Raw genomic sequence first — 19908 nt, forward strand, 5'->3', positions numbered from 1 at the left:
ATATCACGGGGAAGGTCAGGCTTTTATCGTTTCCATATGCCCAGGCAAATCCGCGACCGCCTCGGCGATCGCATGCGCCCCGGCCGCAATCAGTTCGTCAGTGGGATGATAGCCCCATGCAACGCCCAGTGCACGGACATTGCCGGCCCGCGCCATCAGCATGTCATAGCTTGTATCGCCGATCATCACCGTCGTTTCGGGGGAGGCGCCCGCTTCGCGGATCGCAGTCTCGATCATCGACGGATGCGGTTTGGACGGGTGGCGGTCGGCGGTCTGGAGGGTGACGAAACGTGGCCGGATACCATGTTCGTCGAGCACGCGGATCAGGCCGCGATCGGACTTGCCGGTCGCCACGCCGAACACCCAGCCCGACTCTGTCAACATGTCGAGCGCCTCGATCATGCCATCGAACAGCGGCTCGTCGGTCAGCGCCCCCGCAGTGCGCAAGCGCAGGAATACATGCCTGTAATCCTCCGCCAGCGCGCGGTGCTGCGCATCCTCGGCATGGGGCAGGAGGCTGCGCATCACTTCGACCAGGCTCAGCCCGACGACGCGGCGGATGTCGTCCCGGCCGGGTGGATCGAGCCGGTGAAGCATAAATGCCTCCTCCATCGCCTGGCAGATATTGGCCTGGCTATCGACCAGCGTGCCATCGCAATCGAACAAGGCGAGGCGGTTCATTGTGGAATCTCGCGCGCAAGATCGGCATGGCCGCTGCGCTGTAAACCAGCGGCAACGCCGGCGCGGTCCGCAGCGGACTTGTTCTGGCTCAGCTTGCGCGTGCCGCGTACGGCGTCGATCTCGACATCGAACGCGGTGATCGCGCGCAGCATCGCGCGAAAGCGATCCTCGTCCATCTTCGCGCGCGTCCAGGGATTTTCCGGAATCACGCGCGGTTCGTGGATCGCGGCAAGCCGGTCGAGCTGTTCGATCAGCGCGTCATCGTCGCACACCCGCGCCACGCCATCGATCTCGACCGTGGTATAGTCCCAGGTCGGCACTTGCTGCGACGGCGCGACGTACCAGTTCGGCGTGATGTATCCCTGCGCACCCGCGACGCTGAGCAGCACCCGCGCGCCATCGAGGTGCGGCGCCGCACGGTTGGCGCGCGCGATATGAAAGCGCAGCCGCCGCTCACCGATCGCGACGATCGGCGCATGAACGACCATCGGCAAATCCGGCGTGGTCACGAAGATATGCGCGAAGCCGATCCCGACCACCCAGTCGAGCATCCCGGCCTCATCGCCGGGGCGGAATGTGGGATTGGGATGCATCGGCCTCGCGTGCCTAGCGCGAGGGGCGGGGCGCGCGGGCGGGGGCCTCGGTGCGCTCGCCGCGCCGTCGCCGCTCGCCCTTGCGGTCCTTGCGCATGTTCTTGGCGTGCTGTTTCGCTTGCTGCTTCTTCACCGCCTTGCTTGGCGGGGGCGGCGTATCGAGCGGCATCATGTTGCCGAGCATCTCGTCGAACCCGAGATGCTTCAGGCTCTCGGCGAAATGCGTCGGCAGCTCGGCCTGGATTTCGATCTCGCCGCCATCGGGATGGTCGATCTTGATGCGCCGCGAATGGAGATGCATCTTGCGCGAAATGGCGCCGGTCAGGAACGCGGCCTGTCCGCCATATTTCCCGTCGCCGACGATCGGATGGCCGATCGCCGAAAGATGCACACGAAGCTGATGTGTGCGCCCGGTATAAGGGATCAGCTCGAGCCAGGCGGTATTGTTTCCGGCATGCTCGATCACCCGGTACCGGGTGCGCGCCGGGCTGCCCTCGGCTTCGTCGACATGCATCTTCTCGCCGCCGCTGCCCGGTTGTTTGGCGATCGGCAGTTCGATCATCCCGTCGTCGATCGCCGGCACGCCGACGACCAGCGCCCAATAGACCTTCTTTGCGCTGCGCGAGGAAAAGGATTTGGCGAAGAACGCCGCCGCGCGCGTGGTGCGCGCGATCAGCAACGCGCCGGATGTGTCCTTGTCGAGCCGGTGGACCAGCTTGGGCCGGCTCTCGCCGTCAAACTGCAGCCCGTCGAGCAGGCCATCGACATGCTCATGCGTCTTGGTCCCGCCCTGCGTGGCGAGGCCCGCCGGCTTGTTGAGCACGATCGCCTGCTTGTCGCGGTGGATCACCATCTCGCGGATATAATCGGTCTGTTCGTCGCTCAGCGGCGGACGTTCGCGTTTCTTGGGCGCGTCCTCGCGAACCGGCTCGGCCGGCGGTACGCGGATCGTCTGGCCGGTGGCAATGCGATCGCCCGGTGTCGCGCGCGCGCCATCGATGCGCAACTGCCCGGTGCGCGCCCATTTCGCGACGGTGGTGAAGCTGGTGTCGGGCAAATGCCGCTTGAACCAGCGATCCAACCGGATGCCGTCATCGTCGAGGCCGACATTGAACTGGCGGACATTGTCCCCATCCGATTTGGCGCGGTCCGACTTGGCGCGCTCCGATTTGGCGCCGTCCTTGGCGGTTTTCGGGGCTTTGGGGGCTTTCGGGGAATCGGTCATGCTACAACTCTTGTCAGTGCGAGGCCGGCGAACAGTGCGGCGACTGATCCGATCACCGACGCCAGCACATAGATTGCGGCCATCGACAGGTCTCCGCGCTGGAGCATCAGCACCGTGTCGAGGGAAAAGGCCGAGAAAGTGGTGAATCCGCCGAGTACGCCGACCGCAAGCAGCAGACGCCAATTCTCCCCCGGTACTGAAAGCCGCGCAAGTGTGCCGACCAGCGCGCCCATCAGGAAACCGCCGATCAAATTCACCGCGAGCGTGCCCCACGGATAGGAGGGGCCGAACCAGGCGAGCGTCGTTCGCCCGGTCAGGAAACGCGCGCCCGAACCGATCGCGCCGCCGGCCATCACGAGAAGAAGGGAATTCATGGCGCCCGCGTTAGCGCGGATGGCGCGGAAAGAGAACCATTGTGGCGGGTGGCGTCTGTCGGACGGTGATCGACCACCTCCCCTCCGTTCGGGCTGAGCGTGTCGAAGCCCAGCTATCCGCAAGTGCATACGGTGGTTTGAGACTTGCCCTTCGACAAGCTCAGGGCGAACGGAGGGAAGTCAGCGGCCGTTATTCGCCACGATATCCACGTCGGTACCGCCATCGCCACGCTTGGTCAGGAACAGGGCGAACGCGCCTTCGTCGCGGGCGCGTGTCCCGCCCAGGACATGTTCGGCGCCATCCGCCTCATGCTCGGCCGAATAGCCGGCATTGGTGGTGCGCGTATAATACCAGTCGAGCACTCTCTGCAGCGACGCCGATGTGGCGAAGCTGACCGCGCGCAACGCACAGCCCTCGCCATCGGCGCCGGCCGCTTCGCTGACCCGCGCATCTGGATAAAGCGGCAGGTCGGCGGGCATGCGCTGCACCCAGCGCGTCGAATAGCGCATCTTGCTGGCACAGCTTGCGCTGCGCGGATCCTTCTGTCGCGCGGCGAGTGCGCCGAGCGTCAGCGATTCGCGCGCGGCGTCGCACTGTGCGCAGCCGCCGGCCTTTGGCGCGGGGGTGGACTTCACCGCTTCGCTAGTCCCGGTGCCGGTCGTCCGGGCGCCGGCGGCGATGCCGTCGGCGGGGACCGCGCCCGAATAAGGCTGGGCAGGGGGGCGGACGGCGTCGTTATTGGCCTGCGATGCGAGCGTCGGATCGACCATGATCTGGTCCTGCAGCGCGCTCATCAGGGCCGGGTCGCGCGTGTTTCCCGCCGAATTGCCGTCGATCAGCTCCTGGTCGAGCGAATCGAGATTGCGCTCGCTCTCGCGCGGCCCGCACGCGGCAAGCGCCACGGGCAGGACCAGAGCCATTGCCAAGAGATACCGACTGCGAACCATAAAACGCTCCCGCACAGGCTTAAGGCATTACGCGGAAGTGGGTTAAGATAGCGTTGGCGATAAGCTTGCCCGTCGCAAGATCACCTCTTGCGCAGGCCGCGCGCGGTCGTCATGTTCGCCCCATGCTCAATATCTTCTCGATCCTCATCGGCTTCGTCGTTCTGATCCTTACGCTGGTCGGTTTCATCCCGCTGCTCGGCTGGCTCAACTGGCTGACCATCCCGATCGGCATCGTCGGCATCGCGCTTGGCGCATTGTCGTCGAGCAATATGGGGCGCAACCTCAACATCATATTGGTGATCATCTGCGCGATCCGCCTGTTCATCGGCGGCGGCCTGCTCTGATCCCTTGCTGATTGGGTACGAAAAAGGCCCGGTGATCGCTCACCGGGCCCTTCGTTATTTCAGCGATCCCGCGTTTAGCGGCAGCTGACCTGACCGCGATCGATCGACCGGCCGAGCAAGGCGCCCGCGCCACCGCCGAGCAACGTGCCCAGCGTCTTCGACCCGCCACTCGCAATCGAGTTGCCGAGCACGCCACCGGCGATGCCGCCGATGATCAGGCCGGTCGTGCCGTCGTTGCGGCGGCAATAATAACGCCCGTTGCTGCCGCGATAAACACGATCGTTGCGGCTCAGCCGGCGCGTCTGATAATAACTGCCGTCGCGATAATATTGGTCGGCATAATAAGTGCGCTGACCGCGCTCATAGCGGTTATAGTCATAGTTGCGATACTGGCGCCAATCGCGCCTCGCGTGGCGGCGATCCTGACGAGCATCGCGCACGTCGTCGCGATATTCGCGACGCGCGTCGCGCACGTCCCTGCGTGAATCCGCATCGCGCACATCTTTGCGATAATCGCGCTGCGCATCGCGCACATCCTCGCGATATTCGCGATTGGCCTCGCGTGGGTTGGATTGCGCCAGCGCCGGGACGGCGGGCAGGGCGATTGCCGCGATGGCGGCGAAAATAGCGATACGCATGATGCGTTCCTTGGTCGTGAACATTGTGGTTAGAACGCGCACCTTGCAGTCGGGGTTGCGTGAACCGAAAACTACAGTCCGTTCATAAGAGCGACAGGGGGGGAATGCAGTCGGCGTCACTTTTTTCCTTCCCCCTCCCTCTTTATTGGTGGGTCGGGGGAGGGTGTGATCGCGAAGCGCATCGCCGAACGGGGCATCGAGCCCCGCCCGCCGCCGAGACCCTCGCCAACCCCTCCCATAAAGGGAGGGGCTATTAGATGAGTATTACGCGTTCAAACTATGCGTCAGCGTGATTTCCGCGTTCAGCACCTTCGACACCGGGCAGTTCGCCTTGGCGTCGGCGGCGATCTCGGCGAACTTGTCAGCATCGATCCCGTCGATCGTCGCCCTCAAATCCAGCGCGGACGTCGTGATTGAAAACCCGTCACCGTCCTTGTCGAGCGTCACCTTGGCTGTGGTCTCCAGCGTGCCCTCGTTGAAACCGGCACGGGCGAGCGCGAAGCTCAGCGCCATGGTGAAACAGCTGGCATGCGCGGCCGCGATCAACTCTTCGGGATTGGTGCCGGGTTCATCACCGAAGCGGGTGTTGAAGCCATAGGCATTGTCGGAAAGCACGCCCGACTGAGTCGAGACATGACCCTTGCCGTCCTTGCCAAAGCCTTCGTACCGGGCCGATCCGCTGCGTGTCGTCATGGCGTCAATCCTTTGCAGATACAAAAAGGGCGCGGCAATCATGCCGCGCCCCTGATGTGGTGTCGCTATGACTTAGCGGCAACGGCGCCTGCTGCCACCGCGATCGATCTCGCGACCGAGCAGGCCACCGGCGATCGCACCGCCCAGCGTGCCGACCGTGCGGTCGCCGCGCGTGTCGATCGTGCGACCGAGCAATGCGCCGCCGACCGCGCCGACGATCAGGCCGGTCGTGCCGTCCGCCTTGCGGCAATAGGTGCGACCGTCACGGCCACGCCATTCGCGATACTGGTGATTCTTCTTTCGTGCTTCCGCCTGGGTGGTCGGAAAAGCCATGGTGGCCGGAACGACGAGCGATGCGGCGGTAAGCGCCATGATGAAACTACGCATGATGTTTTCTCCCTTATCCTGAATCAATACCGGGTCCGTAACGCTCTGTTTCTAGCCGGGGTTGCATGAACCGAAAACAACGACCCGTTCATGTACGGCCAGCCGCTGCGCTTCGGTTCGGAATCGATCCACGTTATCCACGTTATCCACAACCGGGCAGTGTCGTTTCCTGCTGGCGCGACTCGGATTCGAATGACACCTTCATGACTGTAAGCAGGGGATGCGGAAGCGAGAAATCGCAGAAACATCAAGTGCTTATGTCGAAGGAGCGAACAGGTGCCGCAAGGAAACCATTGGCGAATTCGGCGGAGTGCAGGTTGAGTGCTCGGTCGAGCAAAGCCGTGAAAACGGTGGCGGTCGGAAAGAGGCGAGGCAGGTATTCCAGGCGTCCCTCGATGTCCTTGTGATGGAGATGGGCGTTGGCTGCAGGAAGGCCGGAAGATCGCGCGCTTGTCTTTAGGGATGAGCGAGACGGATCCGGAAAGAGAGTGGCCGAGGCGAGAGGCAGGGTTTCGATCCTGACTTGAGCTGGCCGCCGAGGTCGGGTTGCCGATGGTCGCAAGACTGTCGCATCCGGCCCCGGTGACCGAACCGCAAAGCCAATCGCTGTCCGCGGCGAGAGGTGGAGCGGGGCCGCCGAAACCGGACGGCGCGGGCATTCCTTCGGGAAAGCCGAGCGAAGCTAGGCGCGGCGACAGGGGGTCGGCAGCAATGCCGGCCCCTATTTGCGTTTCTGGGGCACGTGCTGCGCGCTGTCGTATCGTCGCTCCGAACTGGTTCAGCGCTTACCTCCCCGTGACGAGGGCGGGCTTCTCCTCCATCATCTCATCATCCCCGCTTTCGCGGGAATGACGGCGGTTGCTCTGTGGCAGAGGATCAGGTCCGGTGACGGACGCTATGGTGCTATCCCGACTGACCACGCTAAAGCCGGTCCATGCTCCCCGTCGCCACCCATGTCCTGCCCGAATTCGCCCCCTGGTTCGACATCGCCGGTTTGGCCGTGTTCGCCGCGTCCGGCGCGCTCGCCGCGGCGAAGCGCGGGCAGACCATGGTCACGCTCGCCTTCTTCGCGCTGGTCACCGGCGTCGGCGGCGGCACGGTGCGCGACCTGCTGATCGGCGCGCCAGTATTCTGGATGCACGACAGCCGGCCCGCCGCGGTGTGCCTGACCGTCGCCTTGATCATCTGGGCAACACCGGAGCGCTGGTGGAAGGGCGCGGCGCTCGACTGGTTCGATGCGGTCGGGCTCGCCGCCTATGCGGTGTTCGGCGCAGCAAAGGCGCTCGGCTATGGCATCCCGCCGGTCCCGGCCGTGCTGATGGGAGTCGTCACCGGCTGTGTCGGCGGCATCATCCGCGACGTGCTGGCGGGTGAGCCGTCGATCCTGATGCGGCCCGAACTTTATGTGACGGCGGCGGCACTGGCGGCGGCGCTCTATGTCGGCCTGGTGCTGCTCGGTACGCCGGTCGCCATTGCCGCGACGGTCGCCGCGCTAGCGGGCTTTGCGCTTCGCGCGGCGGCGATCCATTTCCGCCTCGGCCTGCCGGCCTATCGAGCGCGGCGCTAAAGCAGCGCCACCATTGGGTCCGATCCCGTCATACCCGCTCCTTTCTCTCAGCTCGGGGTAAGGCGGTCGGACCCAGCTTTCGTCAGGGACTGCGGCCTGTTTGCCTCATCGACCGATAAGCGCGAATGACCGAACAGCGGTAATTCGTTCCCGGTCCGCTTTGCAGGATTCGGTTGCGGATCGCCGCTATCAACACAAAAGGCAGGCCAAGCAAAGCACCCAGCTAATCGGATGTGCAAGTCGCGGCGCGCGTTTCCGACCTCAGCCATTCGGCAACGGCGACCACGGCGGGCGACGGCCGCTCTTTCAGCATCAGCAGGTGATGGCGGTGACCGGGCAGCAATGGCCCGAATGGCTGAACGAGGCGTCCGGCGGCGATCTCGTCAGCGACCAGTATCAGGCTCGTCAGCGCGATACCCTGGCCCGCCACTGCCGACTGGATCGCGTGGCTCTCGTCCGAGAAGCACAGGCGCGCCGGTGTGGGCGTCGCGTCAAGACCAGCGGCCGAGAACCAGCGTTCCCAGGTCGGATTGACCGGGTGGTGGCGCCGCCACTCGAACTCGATCATCGGCACCGTCTGCAGGTCGGCGGGTGAAATTACCTGCAACATCGGATTAACGACGGGTGCGAAGACATCGGCGAACAACTCCTCGGCCGCGACGCCGGGATAGGGCCCTTGCCCGTAGCGGATCGCGAGGTCGACCGCGGTGCGCGACAGGTCGATCGCCTCGTCCGACGCCTGGAGATGAAGGTCGATGTCGGGATGTTTGCGTTGAAACAGGGCGACGCGCGGCACGAGCCAGCGGGCGGTAAAGGCAATCGTCGCAGAGATCGTCACCTGTGGTCGGCTCCGGCGCTGCGTCAATCGATCGAAGACGGTGGCGAACGCATCGAAACCATCGCGAAGCACCGGGTAGATTTCGGCGCCTATGCCGGTCAGCACCACCTCGCGCGTGCGGCGCTCGAACAGGGTGAGCCCGATATACTCCTCCAGCGAGCGGATCTGATGGCTGATCGCGGTCGGCGTGACCGAAAGCTCTTCGGCCGCGCGCTTGAAGCTTCCGTGACGGGCTGCCGCCTCGAAGGCACGGAGCGCGGAAAGGGGAGGGAGTTGCCGGGCCATGGATAAGTTCACCTCATCCGTTAGCTGATAATTTCGAGTTTGTCGCGACCAACCTGCGCGACCATTTCTGACCTTCGGAAATTACGATGGTGAACCAGTTACGCCATCGATTTCGTGCAACGAAGGAGCAAAAACGATGTTGGAAAATGTGGTAACGAACCCCGACCATTATGCGCCTTTCCTGATTTCCCAGGGAATTCGCTTCGGCGACCTGCTCTTCGTCTCGGGTCAGGCCGGCACCGGCGAGGATGGCAAGATCGTGGCGGGCGGTTTCCTGGCGCAAGGCGAACAGGCGTTCGCCAACCTGCGCCGCGCGCTCGAAGCCGGCGGGTCAAGTCTCGATGATGTCATCAAGGTGACGATCCTTGTCACCGATATGGGAAACTTCAGGGATGTGGTCGAATTGCGCCGGCAATTCTTTTCCGCCCCCTATCCTGCCGACACGATCGCGGAGGTGAAGGCGCTCTACGATCCTGCGGTCATGATCGAGATCGAGGCGATCGCGGCGGTCTATGGCGGGAACAAGTGATATGACCAATGAGGCAATTTGGGAGCGGCCAGTGCCGGCCACGGCACCCCTGTTTGAGCCGCTCACCATAGCCGGGCTCACACTCAGTAATCGTATTGCGGTCGCGCCGATGACCCGGGTCAGCGCCAGCGACGCCGGCTGCGCCACCGCGCGCATGGCACAATATTACGGTGCTTTTGCGCAAGGCGGCTTTGGTCTGTTGATCACCGAGGGGATCTATACCGACGCCGCCTGGTCGCAAGGCTATCGGTTCCAGCCCGGCCTCGCAGAGGATCGTCAGCGCGATGCCTGGCGCCGGGTGGTCGACCGCGTCCATGCTGCCGGCGGCCGCATCATCGCGCAGCTCATGCATGCCGGCGCGCTGTCGCAGTATAATCGCTCGCGCAGCGATACCAGGGGGCCGTCCGCCGTGCGCCCTAAAGGGCAGCAGATGACCTTTTATCGTGGCAGCGGCGATTATCGCGCGCCGGTCGCCATGACCGGGTCCGAGATCGCCGAAGCGGTGGCAGGTTTTGCCGCCGCCGCGCTCCGCGCGCGCGAAGCCGGGTTCGATGGCGTGGAGGTTCATGGCGCCAATGGCTATTTGCTCGACCAGTTCCTGAGCGAGGGAATCAACCTGCGCGGTGATCGCTATGGCGATGGCGTCGCGGGCAGGTTGCTCCTGACGGTTGAGGTGGTTCAGTCCGTTCGGACGGCGATAGGCCCCGATTTCCTGGTTGGGCTGCGCAGTTCGCAGGGCAAGGTCAACGACTTTGCCCACAAATGGCGCGGCCCCGAAGAGGCCGCCGCCATTTATGAGAGGCTCGGACGCCTGCCGCTCGACTATCTCCACATCACCGAATTCGAGGCCTGGCAGCCGGCCTTCGCCGAAGGGCCGAGTCTGGCCGCGCTGGCAAAGCGCCACGGGCGGCTCCCGGTCATCGCTAACGGCTCACTGCACGATCCCGAGCAGGCGGCTGGAATGCTGAGTCGAGGGGAGGCAGATGCCGTATCGCTCGGGCGCGGAGCACTGACGCACGCCGACTGGCCGCGCCGCGTGGAGCGTAATCTTTCCATCGAGCAATTCGACGGAGAAATTCTAGCGCCAACCGCCGATCTTGCGAACGCGGATCGTCTTCGCACACGGTGAAAATCGTGCGCGTCTCGCGGGAGACACAATCTGTCGGGAAGCTGATCAAACGCCTGGAGCGGTCGAGCCTGATCGAGCGCAGCATCGGCGACGTTGGCGAAGTCGATGGTGGTGAGCTTTGCGACGCCTGTGGGGGTGGCGGACGGCAGGGCGCTTTTCCCGCCTCCGCACGCCGCCAGTGCCAGCGTCAAAGCGCCCACGACCAGCCCTCCCACGCTCCCCAAGCGCATCGCCACCCCTTTGTCGGTTGTTTCGTAACGCTGTTTTGGCGCCGGGGCGACGGCTTTCCCCAGCTGCGCTCTCAATCCGGACGCGTTCCGGGTGGCCTTTGCCGAATGGCGGGAAGGGGTAGCTGCTGTTCCGCAGCAGCGTCTTTTCGCGTAGTAGAAGCAGATGCACCCAGAGCATTATAGTGTCCGGATAGACGGCAAGCGAACCATCATTGCAGTGGTTAACGAGGCCAACTTGAGCGCAATAGCGGCTCGGCTTGGTGAACTCGGTGCGTCGCCACTCGGCCCATCTGCTTGGCTTTGCGACATAGCCGTCGCAGTCGAGCATCTCACCGCCGCAATCGGTGAGCTTGCTGCTGGCGAAGTTATCTACCTCGTTGCGCATGGGCCAGAGCGCTTGGATTTGGGATTTCTCGTCGCGCCTAAAACCGAAGGCGGGATCGTCGTAACGCAGCGGTGATTGGCCGCTACTGGGTCGATTATGATGACTTACGAATTCACACCCTGACCAGCCCTAAACCCGCACCACACCACTTCGCTGAACGGCTTAGGTTCGATCGGCGGCACGACCGCGTCGTTAAGTAGCCCCCGGGGCGCTGGTGCTGCTCGGCACGCCAGTCGCCATCGCCGCGACGATTGCCGCCCTTCGCCTTGCTCGCGACTCCGATCCACTTCCGGCTGCCGACCTATCGCGCGGCGATGAACTGTTGTGCTTGGGGACTCATTGCCACACCATGGCAGCGTGAGGCGCAATCCGGGGGCTGATATGGCGAATATGTTTGGAATTGTGTTGGCGGTCGCTTTGGTCGCCGGTTGCTCCGATCCGGTCCGGCAGGCCGGGGCACAGGAGGCGAAGGACGAAGTCGTCAAAGTCGCGCCCGATGATCCGGCGATGGAAGCAGCAAAGCGCGAAGGGCGGCGGACATTGCCCGAATTCTGGCAGCATCAGGTCAAACCTGCGCCGGACGAGACGATGTTCTCGCTCAAATACGACCTGCTGCCCGGGCCAGCAGTCGAATATGTCTGGGCATCTGTCGTGAAGCGCGACGCGCGGGGCATTGTCGGAGAGCTCGGCAATACGCCGGAGGCGCCGGGCTATACGCTCGGCCAGCGCGTCAAGATCGATGCGGCGGACATCATCGATTGGCAGTATCGCAAGGGCGCGCGCACGGAGGGCCATTACACCACGCGCGTGCTGCTCGATCAGATGCCGGCGGCAGAGGCAAAGGAATATCGTGCCTCGCTTGGTTGGTAGAGCGAGGCCGTCCGTATCAGATTCGCACCACGCCCACTTCGCTGAACGGCTTCGGCTCGACCGGCGGCACGACCGCATCGTTCAGCTCGCACTGCCAGAAACCGACATCGATCCACTGCCCGTTCTTGTAGCCGACCTCGCGGTACACGCCCGCGCGGCGGAAACCGACGGCCTCGTGGAGCGAGATCGATCCCTCGTTGGGCAGGGCGATCGCGCCGATCGCCTGGGTGAACCCTTGCGCGCGCAGCGTGTCGATCAATGCCTCATAGAGCAGCCGGCCCGCGCCCTGGCGCTGAACCGTGCCGGCGACATAGATCGAGGTCTCGACGACGAAGCGATAGGCCGGGCGGTCGCGGAAGCGGCCCGCATAGGCATAGGCGATCACGCCGCCATCCTCATCGCCATTGGTCGCGACGATCCACGGGTACAGCCCATCGGATGCCGCCATCCGGCCGCGCATCGCGCGCGTATCGGGCGCCTCGGTCTCGAACGACACGGTGCCGGTGAGCACGTGCGGTGCATAGATTGCGGCGATCGCGGCGGCATCTTCGGGCCGCGCTGCCCTGATCACGATCACTTGGCGAACCTCGCGAGCAACAGGTCCATCAGGCGAAGGTCGTCGCGGCTCGGCGCTGCCGGGCCCATGCCGACGCATTCGAGGCAGCGTGCCTGGATCGACGACGTTTTGGTCAACCGCCGCATGTCGCCGATCGCGCGCGCCAGTACCGCCTGGCGATCGGCGCCGATCCGCGCGAAGACGTCGCCATCCGCTGCGTCCTCATCGTCCCCGCCGCCCCAGTTCGCGACCAGTTTGGACAGCCAGCCGGGTTCCTTTTCAAGATAGACCGCATGGACCTTGGCCGGGTCGAGCTTGGCCAGTTTCGCCGCAAAGTCGATCGCGTCCTGCAAGGTGCCGAAGCGATCGACCAGCCCAAGCTGATGCGCGGTGCCGCCGTCCCACACGCGGCCCTGGGCGATCTCGTTGACGCGCTCGACCGTCATCTTGCGCGCGCCCGCGACGTTGTTGAGGAACTGGCGATAACCATGCTCGATCGCCGCCTGCAGCACGCGGTCGGTTTCCGGCGTGGTGCCGCCAAGGACGTCGGGCTGTCCCGACATCGGCGTGGTACGCACCCCGTCCGAGGTCACGCCGATCTTCGCCAGCGTGTTTTCGAAGGTCGGGATGATGCCGAAAATGCCGATCGATCCGGTAATCGTGGTCGGCTCGGCGAAGATCGTGTCACCCGCCGTCGCCACCCAGTAGCCGCCGCTCGCGGCGATCGATCCCATCGAGATGACCACCGGCAGCTTCTGCGCTTTGGCCTCGAGGATCGCGCGGCGGATCGTTTCCGACGCCAGCGCCGACCCACCCGGCGAATCGACGCGCACGACCAGTGCCTTCAGGGATTTCTTGGCGAGCCCGTCGAGCATTGCCTTGGCGATCGTGTCGCCGCCGGCGGTGCCGGCATTGGCCTTGCCATCGACGATCTCGCCCGCGACAGTCAGCACGCCGATCGCGTCGCCACCGGTCGGCAGCGGGTTGGCGGCGAGATAATTATCATATTTGATCGTGCGGAAATTGCCCGCGATCTTGCCCGTATCGGTCCCGGCAAGTTCGCCCACGCGCTTGTCGAAATCGATCCGCTCGGCCAGCTTGTCGACGATGCCGGCGTCGAGATTGGCCTTGGCGATGTCGCCCTGCGCCGCGGTGACCACGGCATCTGGGGTCATCAGCAGCGCGTCGAACCTGGCCTTGGGCCGCGCCTTGGCGATTGCCTGTTTCCACTGGTCGAAGATCACGCCGTACAGCGCCTGGCTCGCCTCTTTGGCCTCGGGCGACTGGTCGCTTCGCGTATAGGGTTCGACGAACGATTTGTATTTGCCGACGCGATAGATGTGCGCGTTGACGCCGAGCCGGTCGATCAGGCCCTTGTAATAAAGCTGCGATCCGCCCGGGCCGGTGAACAGGGTGCCGCCCATCGGGTTCATCCAGATTTCGCTGGCGTTGGCGGCGAGGCGATAGCCCGAATCGGTATATCCCGTGGCATAGGCGAGCACCGGCTTCTTGCTGTCGCGCACGCGGCGGATCGCGTCGGCGACTTCGTTCAGGCTCGCGGGATACCCGCCGGTAAAGCTGCTCAGATCGAGCACGACGACCTTGACGCGGGCATCGTCCTTCGCCTTGTCGAGCACACGCACCACGTCGCGCAGGCGGAATTCCTTCACCGGCGCACTGCCGCCGGCGAGTGCCGCGAAACCATCCGTCTCGGCCGGTTGCTCGACGATCGATCCGTTGAGCGCGAGCAACAGCGCGCCGTCGCGGATCGTCGCGGGGCTCGGCTTGGTCGACAGTGCGGCAAACAACAGGCCGAAGAACAGCAGCATGGCGGCGAGCACCAGCGCGTCCTTGATGCCGACCAGGATCTTCCAGGCGCCCCGGACCAGTTTCATTCGTGCGCTCCCTATGATGGCGCGAGATAGAGCCGCACCGCTAGAGCATGGCGGCACGGGAGTAAACGGCTGTACTATGGGTGCAATACGGCCCGATCGCGCCTTTTCCGGCGCGCGGCCGGACGGTGAGGCCCGATGGGCAGGGCGTGACGTGTCGGCGATTGCGCGATAGGGCGGCGGCGTGACGATGATCGCGATTCCCCCGCCGCCCGCCGGTATCGACACGCCGCACACGATGCGCGGCGAGTTGGGCGCGCTGTTGTGGCTGGCAGGGCCACTGGTCGGCGCCAATCTGCTGCAGATGGCGGTGTCGGGGGTCGATGTGATCTTCGTCGCGCGGCTCGGCACGGTCGAATTCGCCGCCGCCACGCTCGGCGTGTTCATGTTCAACGTCATCATGTTCGCGCTGATCGGCCTGACCAGCGCGGCCGCGCCGATCATCGCCGCCGAACTTGGCCGCCGCCGCCACGCGGTACGCGACGTGCGGCGGTCGTTCCGCATGGCATTGTGGCTCGCGCTGCTCGGCACGCTGCCCTTTCTGGTCGCCCTCGCGTATGGCGAAACGCTGCTGCTCGCGGCCGGGCAGGATCCCGTGGTGGCACGGCGCGCCGGCGCGTTCCTCGATATCGCGCTGTTCGCGCTGGTTCCCGGTATCGCCGCCGCAGTCATGCGCACCACCGCTGCCGCGCTGGGGCGGCCCGGCTGGGCCTTTGCCGTCACCGCGCTCGCGCTACTTGTCGCGGTCGCCGGCAACTGGCTGCTGGTGTTCGGCAATGCCGGCTTTCCCGCGCTTGGTCTCGAAGGATCGGCGATCGCCACGGTCGTCACCATGACGGTGATGATGCTGGCCTATGTCGTGATCCTGCTGACCGACCGGCATCTGCGCCGCTATCGCCTGTTCGGTCGCTGGTGGCGCACCGAATGGCCGCGCTTCTTCGAAATCGTCCGATTGGGCGTGCCGATCGCGCTGACCTGGACGTTCGAGGGCGCATTGTTCGGTGGGGCGGCGATCCTGATGGGGCTGATCGGTGTCACCGAAGTCGCCGCGCACGCGATCGCGCTCAACATCGCGGCGGTCGCGTTCCAGGTGCCGTTCGGCGTGTCGCAGGCCGCGACGATCCGCGTCGGCATGGCATATGGCGCGCGCGATCACCTCTGGATATCGCGCGCGGGCCGGGTCGCGCTGATCGTCGGGATCGGTTTCATGGCAGTCACTGCAACGCTGATCTGGGCGCTGCCGCGGCTGTTCGTCAGCGTCTATATCGATGCCCATGATCCGGCGAACGCGCTGGTCGTGTCGCTCGCGGTGCAATATCTCGCCATCGCCGCGCTGTTCCAGCTGGTCGATGGCGCACAGGCGGTCGCGGCGGGCATATTGCGCGGACTGCAGGATGCGCGCGTGCCGATGCTGATCGCGGCGTTCGGTTATTGGGTGATCGGCTTCGGCACTGCGATCCTGCTCGGCTTCACCTTCGATCTGCAAGGTGTCGGCATCTGGCTCGGTCTTGCCGCCGGGCTGCTCGCGGTCTCGGTCCTGCTGTTGTGGCGCTGGTCGGCGCGCGGCCGTTTTGGGCTTCTCCCGGCTTAAGGGCTGTTTGAAATTCGCTCTTCCACGAATTTTCAAACCATACTGCTCACAGACCTTTTTATCGCAAAGCCGGTTGACGATCGTAGGGACGCTACACATATGCGCCGTGCTGGCACTCACCAATGGCGAGTGCTAACACCGAATCACACGACCACAGTCAGAAGGACTATCGCGCATGAACTTTCGTCCGTTGCACGACCGCGTCCTCGTCCGCCGGGTAGAAGCGGAAGAGAAGACGGCAGGCGGGATCATCATCCCGGAAACCGCCAAGGAAAAGCCACAGGAAGGCGAAGTCGTCTCCGTCGGCACCGGCACCCGTGCCGATGATGGCAAGATCACCCCGCTCGACGTCAAGGCCGGCGACAAGATCCTGTTCGGCAAATGGTCGGGCACCGAGGTCAAGGTCGACGGCGAAGATCTGCTGATCATGAAAGAGTCGGACATTTTGGGGATCGTCGGCTGAACGCCACGAACCTCGACCTTCTTCAACTTCAATTCTGAAAGGGTAGCCTAACATGGCAGCCAAGGACGTAAAATTTTCGCGCGACGCGCGTGAACGCATTCTGCGCGGTGTCGACATTCTCGCCGACGCGGTAAAGGTCACGCTGGGGCCAAAGGGCCGCAACGTCGTCATCGACAAATCGTATGGCGCACCGCGCATCACCAAGGACGGCGTCACCGTCGCCAAGGAAATCGAACTGCGCGACAAGTTCGAGAACATGGGTGCGCAGATGCTGCGCGAAGTGGCTTCGAAGACCAACGACGTCGCCGGCGACGGCACCACCACCGCGACCGTGCTCGCTCAGGCGATCGTTCGTGAGGGCATGAAGTCGGTTTCGGCCGGCATGAACCCGATGGACCTGAAGCGCGGCATCGACCTCGCTGTCATCGAAGTCGTCAAGGATCTCAAGGCGCGCTCCAAGCCCGTCTCGGGCACCAAGGAAATCGCTCAGGTCGGCATCATCTCGGCCAATGGCGACACCGTCGTCGGCGAGAAGATCGCCGAAGCGATGGAAAAGGTCGGCAAGGAAGGCGTGATCACCGTCGAGGAAGCCAAGGGCCTCGAATTCGAACTCGATGTCGTCGAAGGCATGCAGTTCGACCGTGGTTACCTCTCGCCTTACTTCATCACCAACCCGGAAAAGATGTCGGTTGAGCTCGCCGATCCGTACATCCTGATCCATGAAAAGAAGCTGGCGAACCTGCAGGCGATGCTCCCGATCTTGGAAGCCGTCGTTCAGTCGGGCCGTCCGCTCCTGATCATCGCCGAGGACATCGAGGGTGAGGCTCTGGCCACGCTCGTCGTCAACAAGCTGCGCGGTGGCCTGAAGGTCGCGGCCGTCAAGGCGCCTGGCTTCGGCGATCGTCGCAAGGCGATGCTTGAGGACATCGCGATCCTGACCAAGGGCGAGATGATCTCGGAAGACCTGGGCATCAAGCTCGAGAGCGTCACGATCGGCATGCTCGGCACCGCCAAGCGCGTCACGATCGACAAGGACAACACCATCATCGTCGATGGTGCCGGTGACCATGACGCGATCAAGGGTCGTACCGAAGCGATCCGTCAGCAGATCGAGAACACCACCAGCGATTACGACAAGGAGAAGCTCCAGGAGCGTCTTGCCAAGCTCGCCGGCGGCGTTGCCGTGATCAAGGTCGGCGGTTCGACCGAAGTCGAAGTCAAGGAGCGCAAGGATCGCGTCGACGACGCTCTCCATGCAACCCGCGCAGCAGTCGAAGAGGGCATCGTCCCCGGCGGCGGCACGGCCCTCCTTTACGCCACCAAGGCCCTTGCCGGCCTGAAGGGCGCGAACGACGACCAGACCCGCGGCATCGACATCGTGCGCAAGGCGCTCGAGACACCGCTGCGCCAGATCGCCCAGAATGCTGGTGTCGATGGTGCGGTGGTTGCCGGCAACCTGTTGCGTGAAAATGACGAAACCCGTGGTTTCAACGCACAGACCGACACCTATGAGAACCTCGTCGAGAGCGGCGTGATCGACCCGACCAAGGTCGTCCGCACCGCACTGCAGGACGCGGCCTCGGTCGCCGGCCTGCTGATCACCACCGAAGCGGCGATCAGCGAGCTGCCCGAAGACAAGCCTGCCATGCCCATGGGCGGCGGCGGCGGCATGGGCGGCATGGGCGGTATGGACTTCTGATCCGAATGCGGCCTGCGCCAGCGCAAGCTGGCGCAGGACTCGCATCGGATCGGACGGCGGGTTTCGACCCTTCGAAATCCCGACCGACGACCGCGCGGGCTTTGCCCGCGCCGCTCGAAGCAAAAAGAAGAGGCCGGGGGAGCGATCCCCTGGCCTTTTTCGTTTGGCGGGCGGCGGGCGGCGGGCGGCGGGCGGCGGATCGGGCAATGTCCGGCTTGCCGCAGCGCGAACAGAAGCTATTGCAAATGCGCAATATCGAAAGGTCATCCGGGCACCGATAAATCGTCGGCCTCGCGCTCAAGGGATACGTATGAAAGACAGCCACGATTTGATGGGCCTCATCAAATTTTCCGGTCGGTCGCCCTGGGATGGCTATCTCGCCATTGTGATGGCGGATCATTTCGAACCCGCCATGGACGAATTCGGCATTGATGCCGACCAGCTGGGGGACATGGTCGGTCCCGGCTATCAGGGAACGCTGTGGGGATGCGCGTTCGAGGATATGCTCACCCAGAGCTTCGGACCGAACGACGAGAATATAGTCGATGATTATATCAAACGTCGCGGCTGGAATGAGAAAGGGCCAAATAAAACCTATATGAAGGCGCTGCGCCATTCGGTGATGAGCCTGTACGAAGTCAGTGAGATAATCCCGGGCCAATCCCTGCTGGCCCGCGATCTGCTGCGCGAGAGCGAGCCGATCCTGGTCATCGAGCACAGCGCGACGCGGACCTTGGGTCAATGGGATCGCATCGGCGCGCGAATAGTGTCATCCGGCGGGCGCAATGTTCTGGCGGGGGGACTTTTACCCTTTTCCCATCAGGCTGCGAAAGAATTGATCGACGCGTTCGCCGAAATCCTGGCGAACGACAATGGTTCGGGGTCCGACACGATCGATCCCGATGATCTGCTCAGCCTCCATGCGCCGTTGTTCACCGACATCTGGTTGCACGATTTGTTGTCGATGGCGACGGGCACCAATCGTCCCGACCTGCAAAATAGCGATGGTGACGACATCATGTTCCACGCCATCCGCTATCCGCTGGAAGGCGGCGTGACGCAAAAGGCGGTTGCTGAACGGGTCGGTCTTCTCAAGGAATTCAGCCGGGAGAACGCCAAATTCTGGAACTGGATCGGCGCGCCCCCCGCTAAAACCGGAAAATCGGCGAAGGGCGACAATGTCATGACATGGAACACCATGATGGATGATGGCGCCCTGGTTCTGGGCAATCTCGAACTTGAGGGCAGGTTTGTCATCCTGTCGGTCAACTCCGCCAGGCGCGCAAAAAAGGGGCAGGCCCTGCTCGACAAACTGCTCGCCGGCCTGGTCCGCTCTCCGCTGGTCGAAATCCAGACAATTGATCAGATTGTCGCCGCGAATGCCGATGCGGCGCCGGCGCCAGATCCGGATATCCCACCCGCCGAAGTGGAGCGGATCATCCACGACATGATTGATCGGCAGTATCGGGCAACGCTCGACGAGCCGGTCGGTATGCTGGGTGACGTAACGCCGCGCGCCGCCACCAAAACCGCCGCCGGAAGGAAAAAGCTGGTCGAATGGTTGAAATATCTCGAAAATGGCACGTCCAGGAGGGGCTCCGCCGAAGATCCCATGGCGACTTATAACTTTGACTGGATGTGGCGCGAACTCGGCATAGAAGAATTGCGCCGATAGGGAATATGAATCCGGCCTCGCGGAACGCTGCGATGCCATTTCGGATTTTGGTGACAGGTGCAATTACCCTGTCTCCAGAGATTCTCGCGCCGTCACCGCAACACAATGGCGGGATCATGCCCGACCGCAACCTTCGAGGACATCGGCGCCGAGGCAACCGTAAAAAGCCGAACAAATGCCGGGGTTTGCCCAAACGGATGATCCTGTTAAACCCCGTCGTCGTCAATTTCTGCGGACGGATCGATTCCATCCGCCGGGGACATGGCGACAAGCCTGATGGGAGCATCCGCCTATTTTTGGATGGAAGACCGAACGC

20 protein-coding genes are annotated in these 19908 nt (G+C 63.8%); 9 read left to right on the forward strand and 11 right to left on the reverse strand.

The genetic code is table 11. From position 1 onward, the window contains the following. Positions 1 to 15: 15 nt before the first annotated feature. The 5 genes from ACVWZA_RS12790 to ACVWZA_RS12810 form a co-directional block, all read right to left on the reverse strand. Positions 16 to 681 (reverse strand): HAD-IA family hydrolase, encoded by a 666-nt coding sequence (locus ACVWZA_RS12790; RefSeq protein ID WP_457311607.1) that lies wholly within the window; start codon positions 679 to 681, stop codon positions 16 to 18. Then, positions 678 to 1274: an FMN-binding negative transcriptional regulator gene (locus ACVWZA_RS12795; protein WP_457311608.1), complete on the reverse strand. Its 597-nt coding sequence runs from the start codon at positions 1272 to 1274 to the stop codon at positions 678 to 680. The genes ACVWZA_RS12790 and ACVWZA_RS12795 overlap by 4 nt, the downstream gene beginning before the upstream one ends. Before the next feature lie 13 nt (positions 1275 to 1287). Then, a complete protein-coding gene (locus ACVWZA_RS12800; RefSeq protein ID WP_457311610.1) occupies positions 1288 to 2499 on the reverse strand; it encodes an RluA family pseudouridine synthase in 1212 nt (403 codons plus the stop codon). Further along, positions 2496 to 2873 carry a fluoride efflux transporter CrcB gene (gene crcB, locus ACVWZA_RS12805; RefSeq protein WP_457311611.1) on the reverse strand — a complete coding sequence of 126 codons (378 nt, stop codon included), beginning with the start codon at positions 2871 to 2873 and terminating at the stop codon, positions 2496 to 2498. Before crcB ends, ACVWZA_RS12800 begins: the two co-directional genes overlap by 4 nt. Before the next feature lie 180 nt (positions 2874 to 3053). Continuing rightward, the gene (locus tag ACVWZA_RS12810; protein ID WP_457311612.1) at positions 3054 to 3821 is read right to left on the reverse strand and encodes a hypothetical protein; all 768 of its coding nucleotides are present in this window, start codon (positions 3819 to 3821) and stop codon (positions 3054 to 3056) included. Positions 3822 to 3943: 122 nt separating this feature from the next. Between ACVWZA_RS12810 and ACVWZA_RS12815 the strand changes: the two genes are divergently transcribed. Then, a complete protein-coding gene (locus ACVWZA_RS12815) occupies positions 3944 to 4165 on the forward strand; it encodes a hypothetical protein (RefSeq protein WP_457311613.1) in 222 nt (73 codons plus the stop codon). A gap of 74 nt (positions 4166 to 4239) precedes the next feature. Here ACVWZA_RS12815 and ACVWZA_RS12820 read toward each other — a convergent pair whose 3' ends face one another. The 3 genes from ACVWZA_RS12820 to ACVWZA_RS12830 form a co-directional block, all read right to left on the reverse strand. Continuing rightward, entirely contained in the window at positions 4240 to 4803 is a 564-nt protein-coding gene (locus tag ACVWZA_RS12820; RefSeq protein WP_457311614.1) for a glycine zipper 2TM domain-containing protein, read from the reverse strand. Positions 4804 to 5067: 264 nt separating this feature from the next. After that, positions 5068 to 5496: an OsmC family protein gene (locus ACVWZA_RS12825; RefSeq protein ID WP_457311615.1), complete on the reverse strand. Its 429-nt coding sequence runs from the start codon at positions 5494 to 5496 to the stop codon at positions 5068 to 5070. Positions 5497 to 5568: 72 nt separating this feature from the next. After that, positions 5569 to 5883 (reverse strand): glycine zipper 2TM domain-containing protein, encoded by a 315-nt coding sequence (locus ACVWZA_RS12830; RefSeq protein WP_457311616.1) that lies wholly within the window; start codon positions 5881 to 5883, stop codon positions 5569 to 5571. Between the two features lie 934 nt (positions 5884 to 6817). On the opposite strand from ACVWZA_RS12830, the gene ACVWZA_RS12835 reads away from it, so the two are divergent. Continuing rightward, on the forward strand, positions 6818 to 7450 hold the full coding sequence (locus tag ACVWZA_RS12835) for a trimeric intracellular cation channel family protein (protein WP_457311617.1): 633 nt from the start codon (positions 6818 to 6820) through the stop codon (positions 7448 to 7450). A 223-nt stretch (positions 7451 to 7673) separates the two neighbouring features. On the opposite strand, the gene gcvA is transcribed toward ACVWZA_RS12835, so the two are convergent. Next, a complete protein-coding gene (gene gcvA / locus ACVWZA_RS12840; protein ID WP_457311618.1) occupies positions 7674 to 8573 on the reverse strand; it encodes a transcriptional regulator GcvA in 900 nt (299 codons plus the stop codon). A gap of 136 nt (positions 8574 to 8709) precedes the next feature. Between gcvA and ACVWZA_RS12845 the strand changes: the two genes are divergently transcribed. The 3 genes from ACVWZA_RS12845 (at position 8710) to ACVWZA_RS12855 (ending at position 11716) form a co-directional block, all read left to right on the forward strand. Next, a complete protein-coding gene (locus tag ACVWZA_RS12845) occupies positions 8710 to 9102 on the forward strand; it encodes a RidA family protein (protein WP_457311619.1) in 393 nt (130 codons plus the stop codon). Position 9103: 1 nt separating this feature from the next. Continuing rightward, positions 9104 to 10231 carry an oxidoreductase gene (locus ACVWZA_RS12850; RefSeq protein WP_457311620.1) on the forward strand — a complete coding sequence of 376 codons (1128 nt, stop codon included), beginning with the start codon at positions 9104 to 9106 and terminating at the stop codon, positions 10229 to 10231. Between the two features lie 996 nt (positions 10232 to 11227). Beyond that, positions 11228 to 11716 (forward strand): YegJ family protein, encoded by a 489-nt coding sequence (locus ACVWZA_RS12855; protein ID WP_457311621.1) that lies wholly within the window; start codon positions 11228 to 11230, stop codon positions 11714 to 11716. Between the two features lie 16 nt (positions 11717 to 11732). Here ACVWZA_RS12855 and ACVWZA_RS12860 read toward each other — a convergent pair whose 3' ends face one another. Together ACVWZA_RS12860 and sppA are read right to left on the reverse strand one after the other, a co-directional pair. Further along, a complete protein-coding gene (locus tag ACVWZA_RS12860) occupies positions 11733 to 12293 on the reverse strand; it encodes an N-acetyltransferase family protein (RefSeq protein WP_457311623.1) in 561 nt (186 codons plus the stop codon). Next, positions 12290 to 14167 carry a signal peptide peptidase SppA gene (sppA, locus tag ACVWZA_RS12865; RefSeq protein WP_457311624.1) on the reverse strand — a complete coding sequence of 626 codons (1878 nt, stop codon included), beginning with the start codon at positions 14165 to 14167 and terminating at the stop codon, positions 12290 to 12292. Before sppA ends, ACVWZA_RS12860 begins: the two co-directional genes overlap by 4 nt. Positions 14168 to 14354: 187 nt before the next feature. Between sppA and ACVWZA_RS12870 the strand changes: the two genes are divergently transcribed. The 4 genes from ACVWZA_RS12870 to ACVWZA_RS12885 all read left to right on the forward strand — a co-directional run bounded on the left by ACVWZA_RS12870 (position 14355) and on the right by ACVWZA_RS12885 (position 19592). Further along, positions 14355 to 15755 (forward strand): MATE family efflux transporter, encoded by a 1401-nt coding sequence (locus tag ACVWZA_RS12870; RefSeq protein WP_457311661.1) that lies wholly within the window; start codon positions 14355 to 14357, stop codon positions 15753 to 15755. A gap of 175 nt (positions 15756 to 15930) precedes the next feature. After that, the gene (gene groES, locus ACVWZA_RS12875; RefSeq protein WP_183109307.1) at positions 15931 to 16218 is read left to right on the forward strand and encodes a co-chaperone GroES; all 288 of its coding nucleotides are present in this window, start codon (positions 15931 to 15933) and stop codon (positions 16216 to 16218) included. 52 nt (positions 16219 to 16270) lie between these two features. Beyond that, positions 16271 to 17917, forward strand: coding sequence for a chaperonin GroEL (gene groL / locus ACVWZA_RS12880; RefSeq protein WP_457311625.1), 1647 nt, complete (start codon positions 16271 to 16273; stop codon positions 17915 to 17917). A gap of 163 nt (positions 17918 to 18080) precedes the next feature. After that, positions 18081 to 19592, forward strand: coding sequence for a hypothetical protein (locus ACVWZA_RS12885; RefSeq protein WP_457311626.1), 1512 nt, complete (start codon positions 18081 to 18083; stop codon positions 19590 to 19592). Positions 19593 to 19908 lie beyond the last annotated feature (316 nt).

The sequence above is a fragment of the Sphingomonas sp. UYAg733 genome, from assembly GCF_054057355.1.

Bases quoted from the DNA above. Each gene is read 5' to 3' on its own strand.
- ACVWZA_RS12790 (WP_457311607.1), bottom strand. From the start codon at position 681: ATGAACCGCCTCGCCTTGTTCGATTGCGATGGCACGCTGGTCGATAGC.
- ACVWZA_RS12795 (WP_457311608.1), bottom strand. From the start codon at position 1,274: ATGCATCCCAATCCCACATTCCGCCCCGGCGATGAGGCCGGGATGCTC.
- ACVWZA_RS12800 (WP_457311610.1), bottom strand. From the start codon at position 2,499: ATGACCGATTCCCCGAAAGCCCCCAAAGCCCCGAAAACCGCCAAGGAC.
- crcB (WP_457311611.1), bottom strand. From the start codon at position 2,873: ATGAATTCCCTTCTTCTCGTGATGGCCGGCGGCGCGATCGGTTCGGGC.
- ACVWZA_RS12810 (WP_457311612.1), bottom strand. From the start codon at position 3,821: ATGGTTCGCAGTCGGTATCTCTTGGCAATGGCTCTGGTCCTGCCCGTG.
- ACVWZA_RS12815 (WP_457311613.1), top strand. From the start codon at position 3,944: ATGCTCAATATCTTCTCGATCCTCATCGGCTTCGTCGTTCTGATCCTT.
- ACVWZA_RS12820 (WP_457311614.1), bottom strand. From the start codon at position 4,803: ATGCGTATCGCTATTTTCGCCGCCATCGCGGCAATCGCCCTGCCCGCC.
- ACVWZA_RS12825 (WP_457311615.1), bottom strand. From the start codon at position 5,496: ATGACGACACGCAGCGGATCGGCCCGGTACGAAGGCTTTGGCAAGGAC.
- ACVWZA_RS12830 (WP_457311616.1), bottom strand. From the start codon at position 5,883: ATGCGTAGTTTCATCATGGCGCTTACCGCCGCATCGCTCGTCGTTCCG.
- ACVWZA_RS12835 (WP_457311617.1), top strand. From the start codon at position 6,818: ATGCTCCCCGTCGCCACCCATGTCCTGCCCGAATTCGCCCCCTGGTTC.
- gcvA (WP_457311618.1), bottom strand. From the start codon at position 8,573: ATGGCCCGGCAACTCCCTCCCCTTTCCGCGCTCCGTGCCTTCGAGGCG.
- ACVWZA_RS12845 (WP_457311619.1), top strand. From the start codon at position 8,710: ATGTTGGAAAATGTGGTAACGAACCCCGACCATTATGCGCCTTTCCTG.
- ACVWZA_RS12850 (WP_457311620.1), top strand. From the start codon at position 9,104: ATGACCAATGAGGCAATTTGGGAGCGGCCAGTGCCGGCCACGGCACCC.
- ACVWZA_RS12855 (WP_457311621.1), top strand. From the start codon at position 11,228: ATGGCGAATATGTTTGGAATTGTGTTGGCGGTCGCTTTGGTCGCCGGT.
- sppA (WP_457311624.1), bottom strand. From the start codon at position 14,167: ATGAAACTGGTCCGGGGCGCCTGGAAGATCCTGGTCGGCATCAAGGAC.
- ACVWZA_RS12870 (WP_457311661.1), top strand. From the start codon at position 14,355: ATGATCGCGATTCCCCCGCCGCCCGCCGGTATCGACACGCCGCACACG.
- groES (WP_183109307.1), top strand. From the start codon at position 15,931: ATGAACTTTCGTCCGTTGCACGACCGCGTCCTCGTCCGCCGGGTAGAA.
- groL (WP_457311625.1), top strand. From the start codon at position 16,271: ATGGCAGCCAAGGACGTAAAATTTTCGCGCGACGCGCGTGAACGCATT.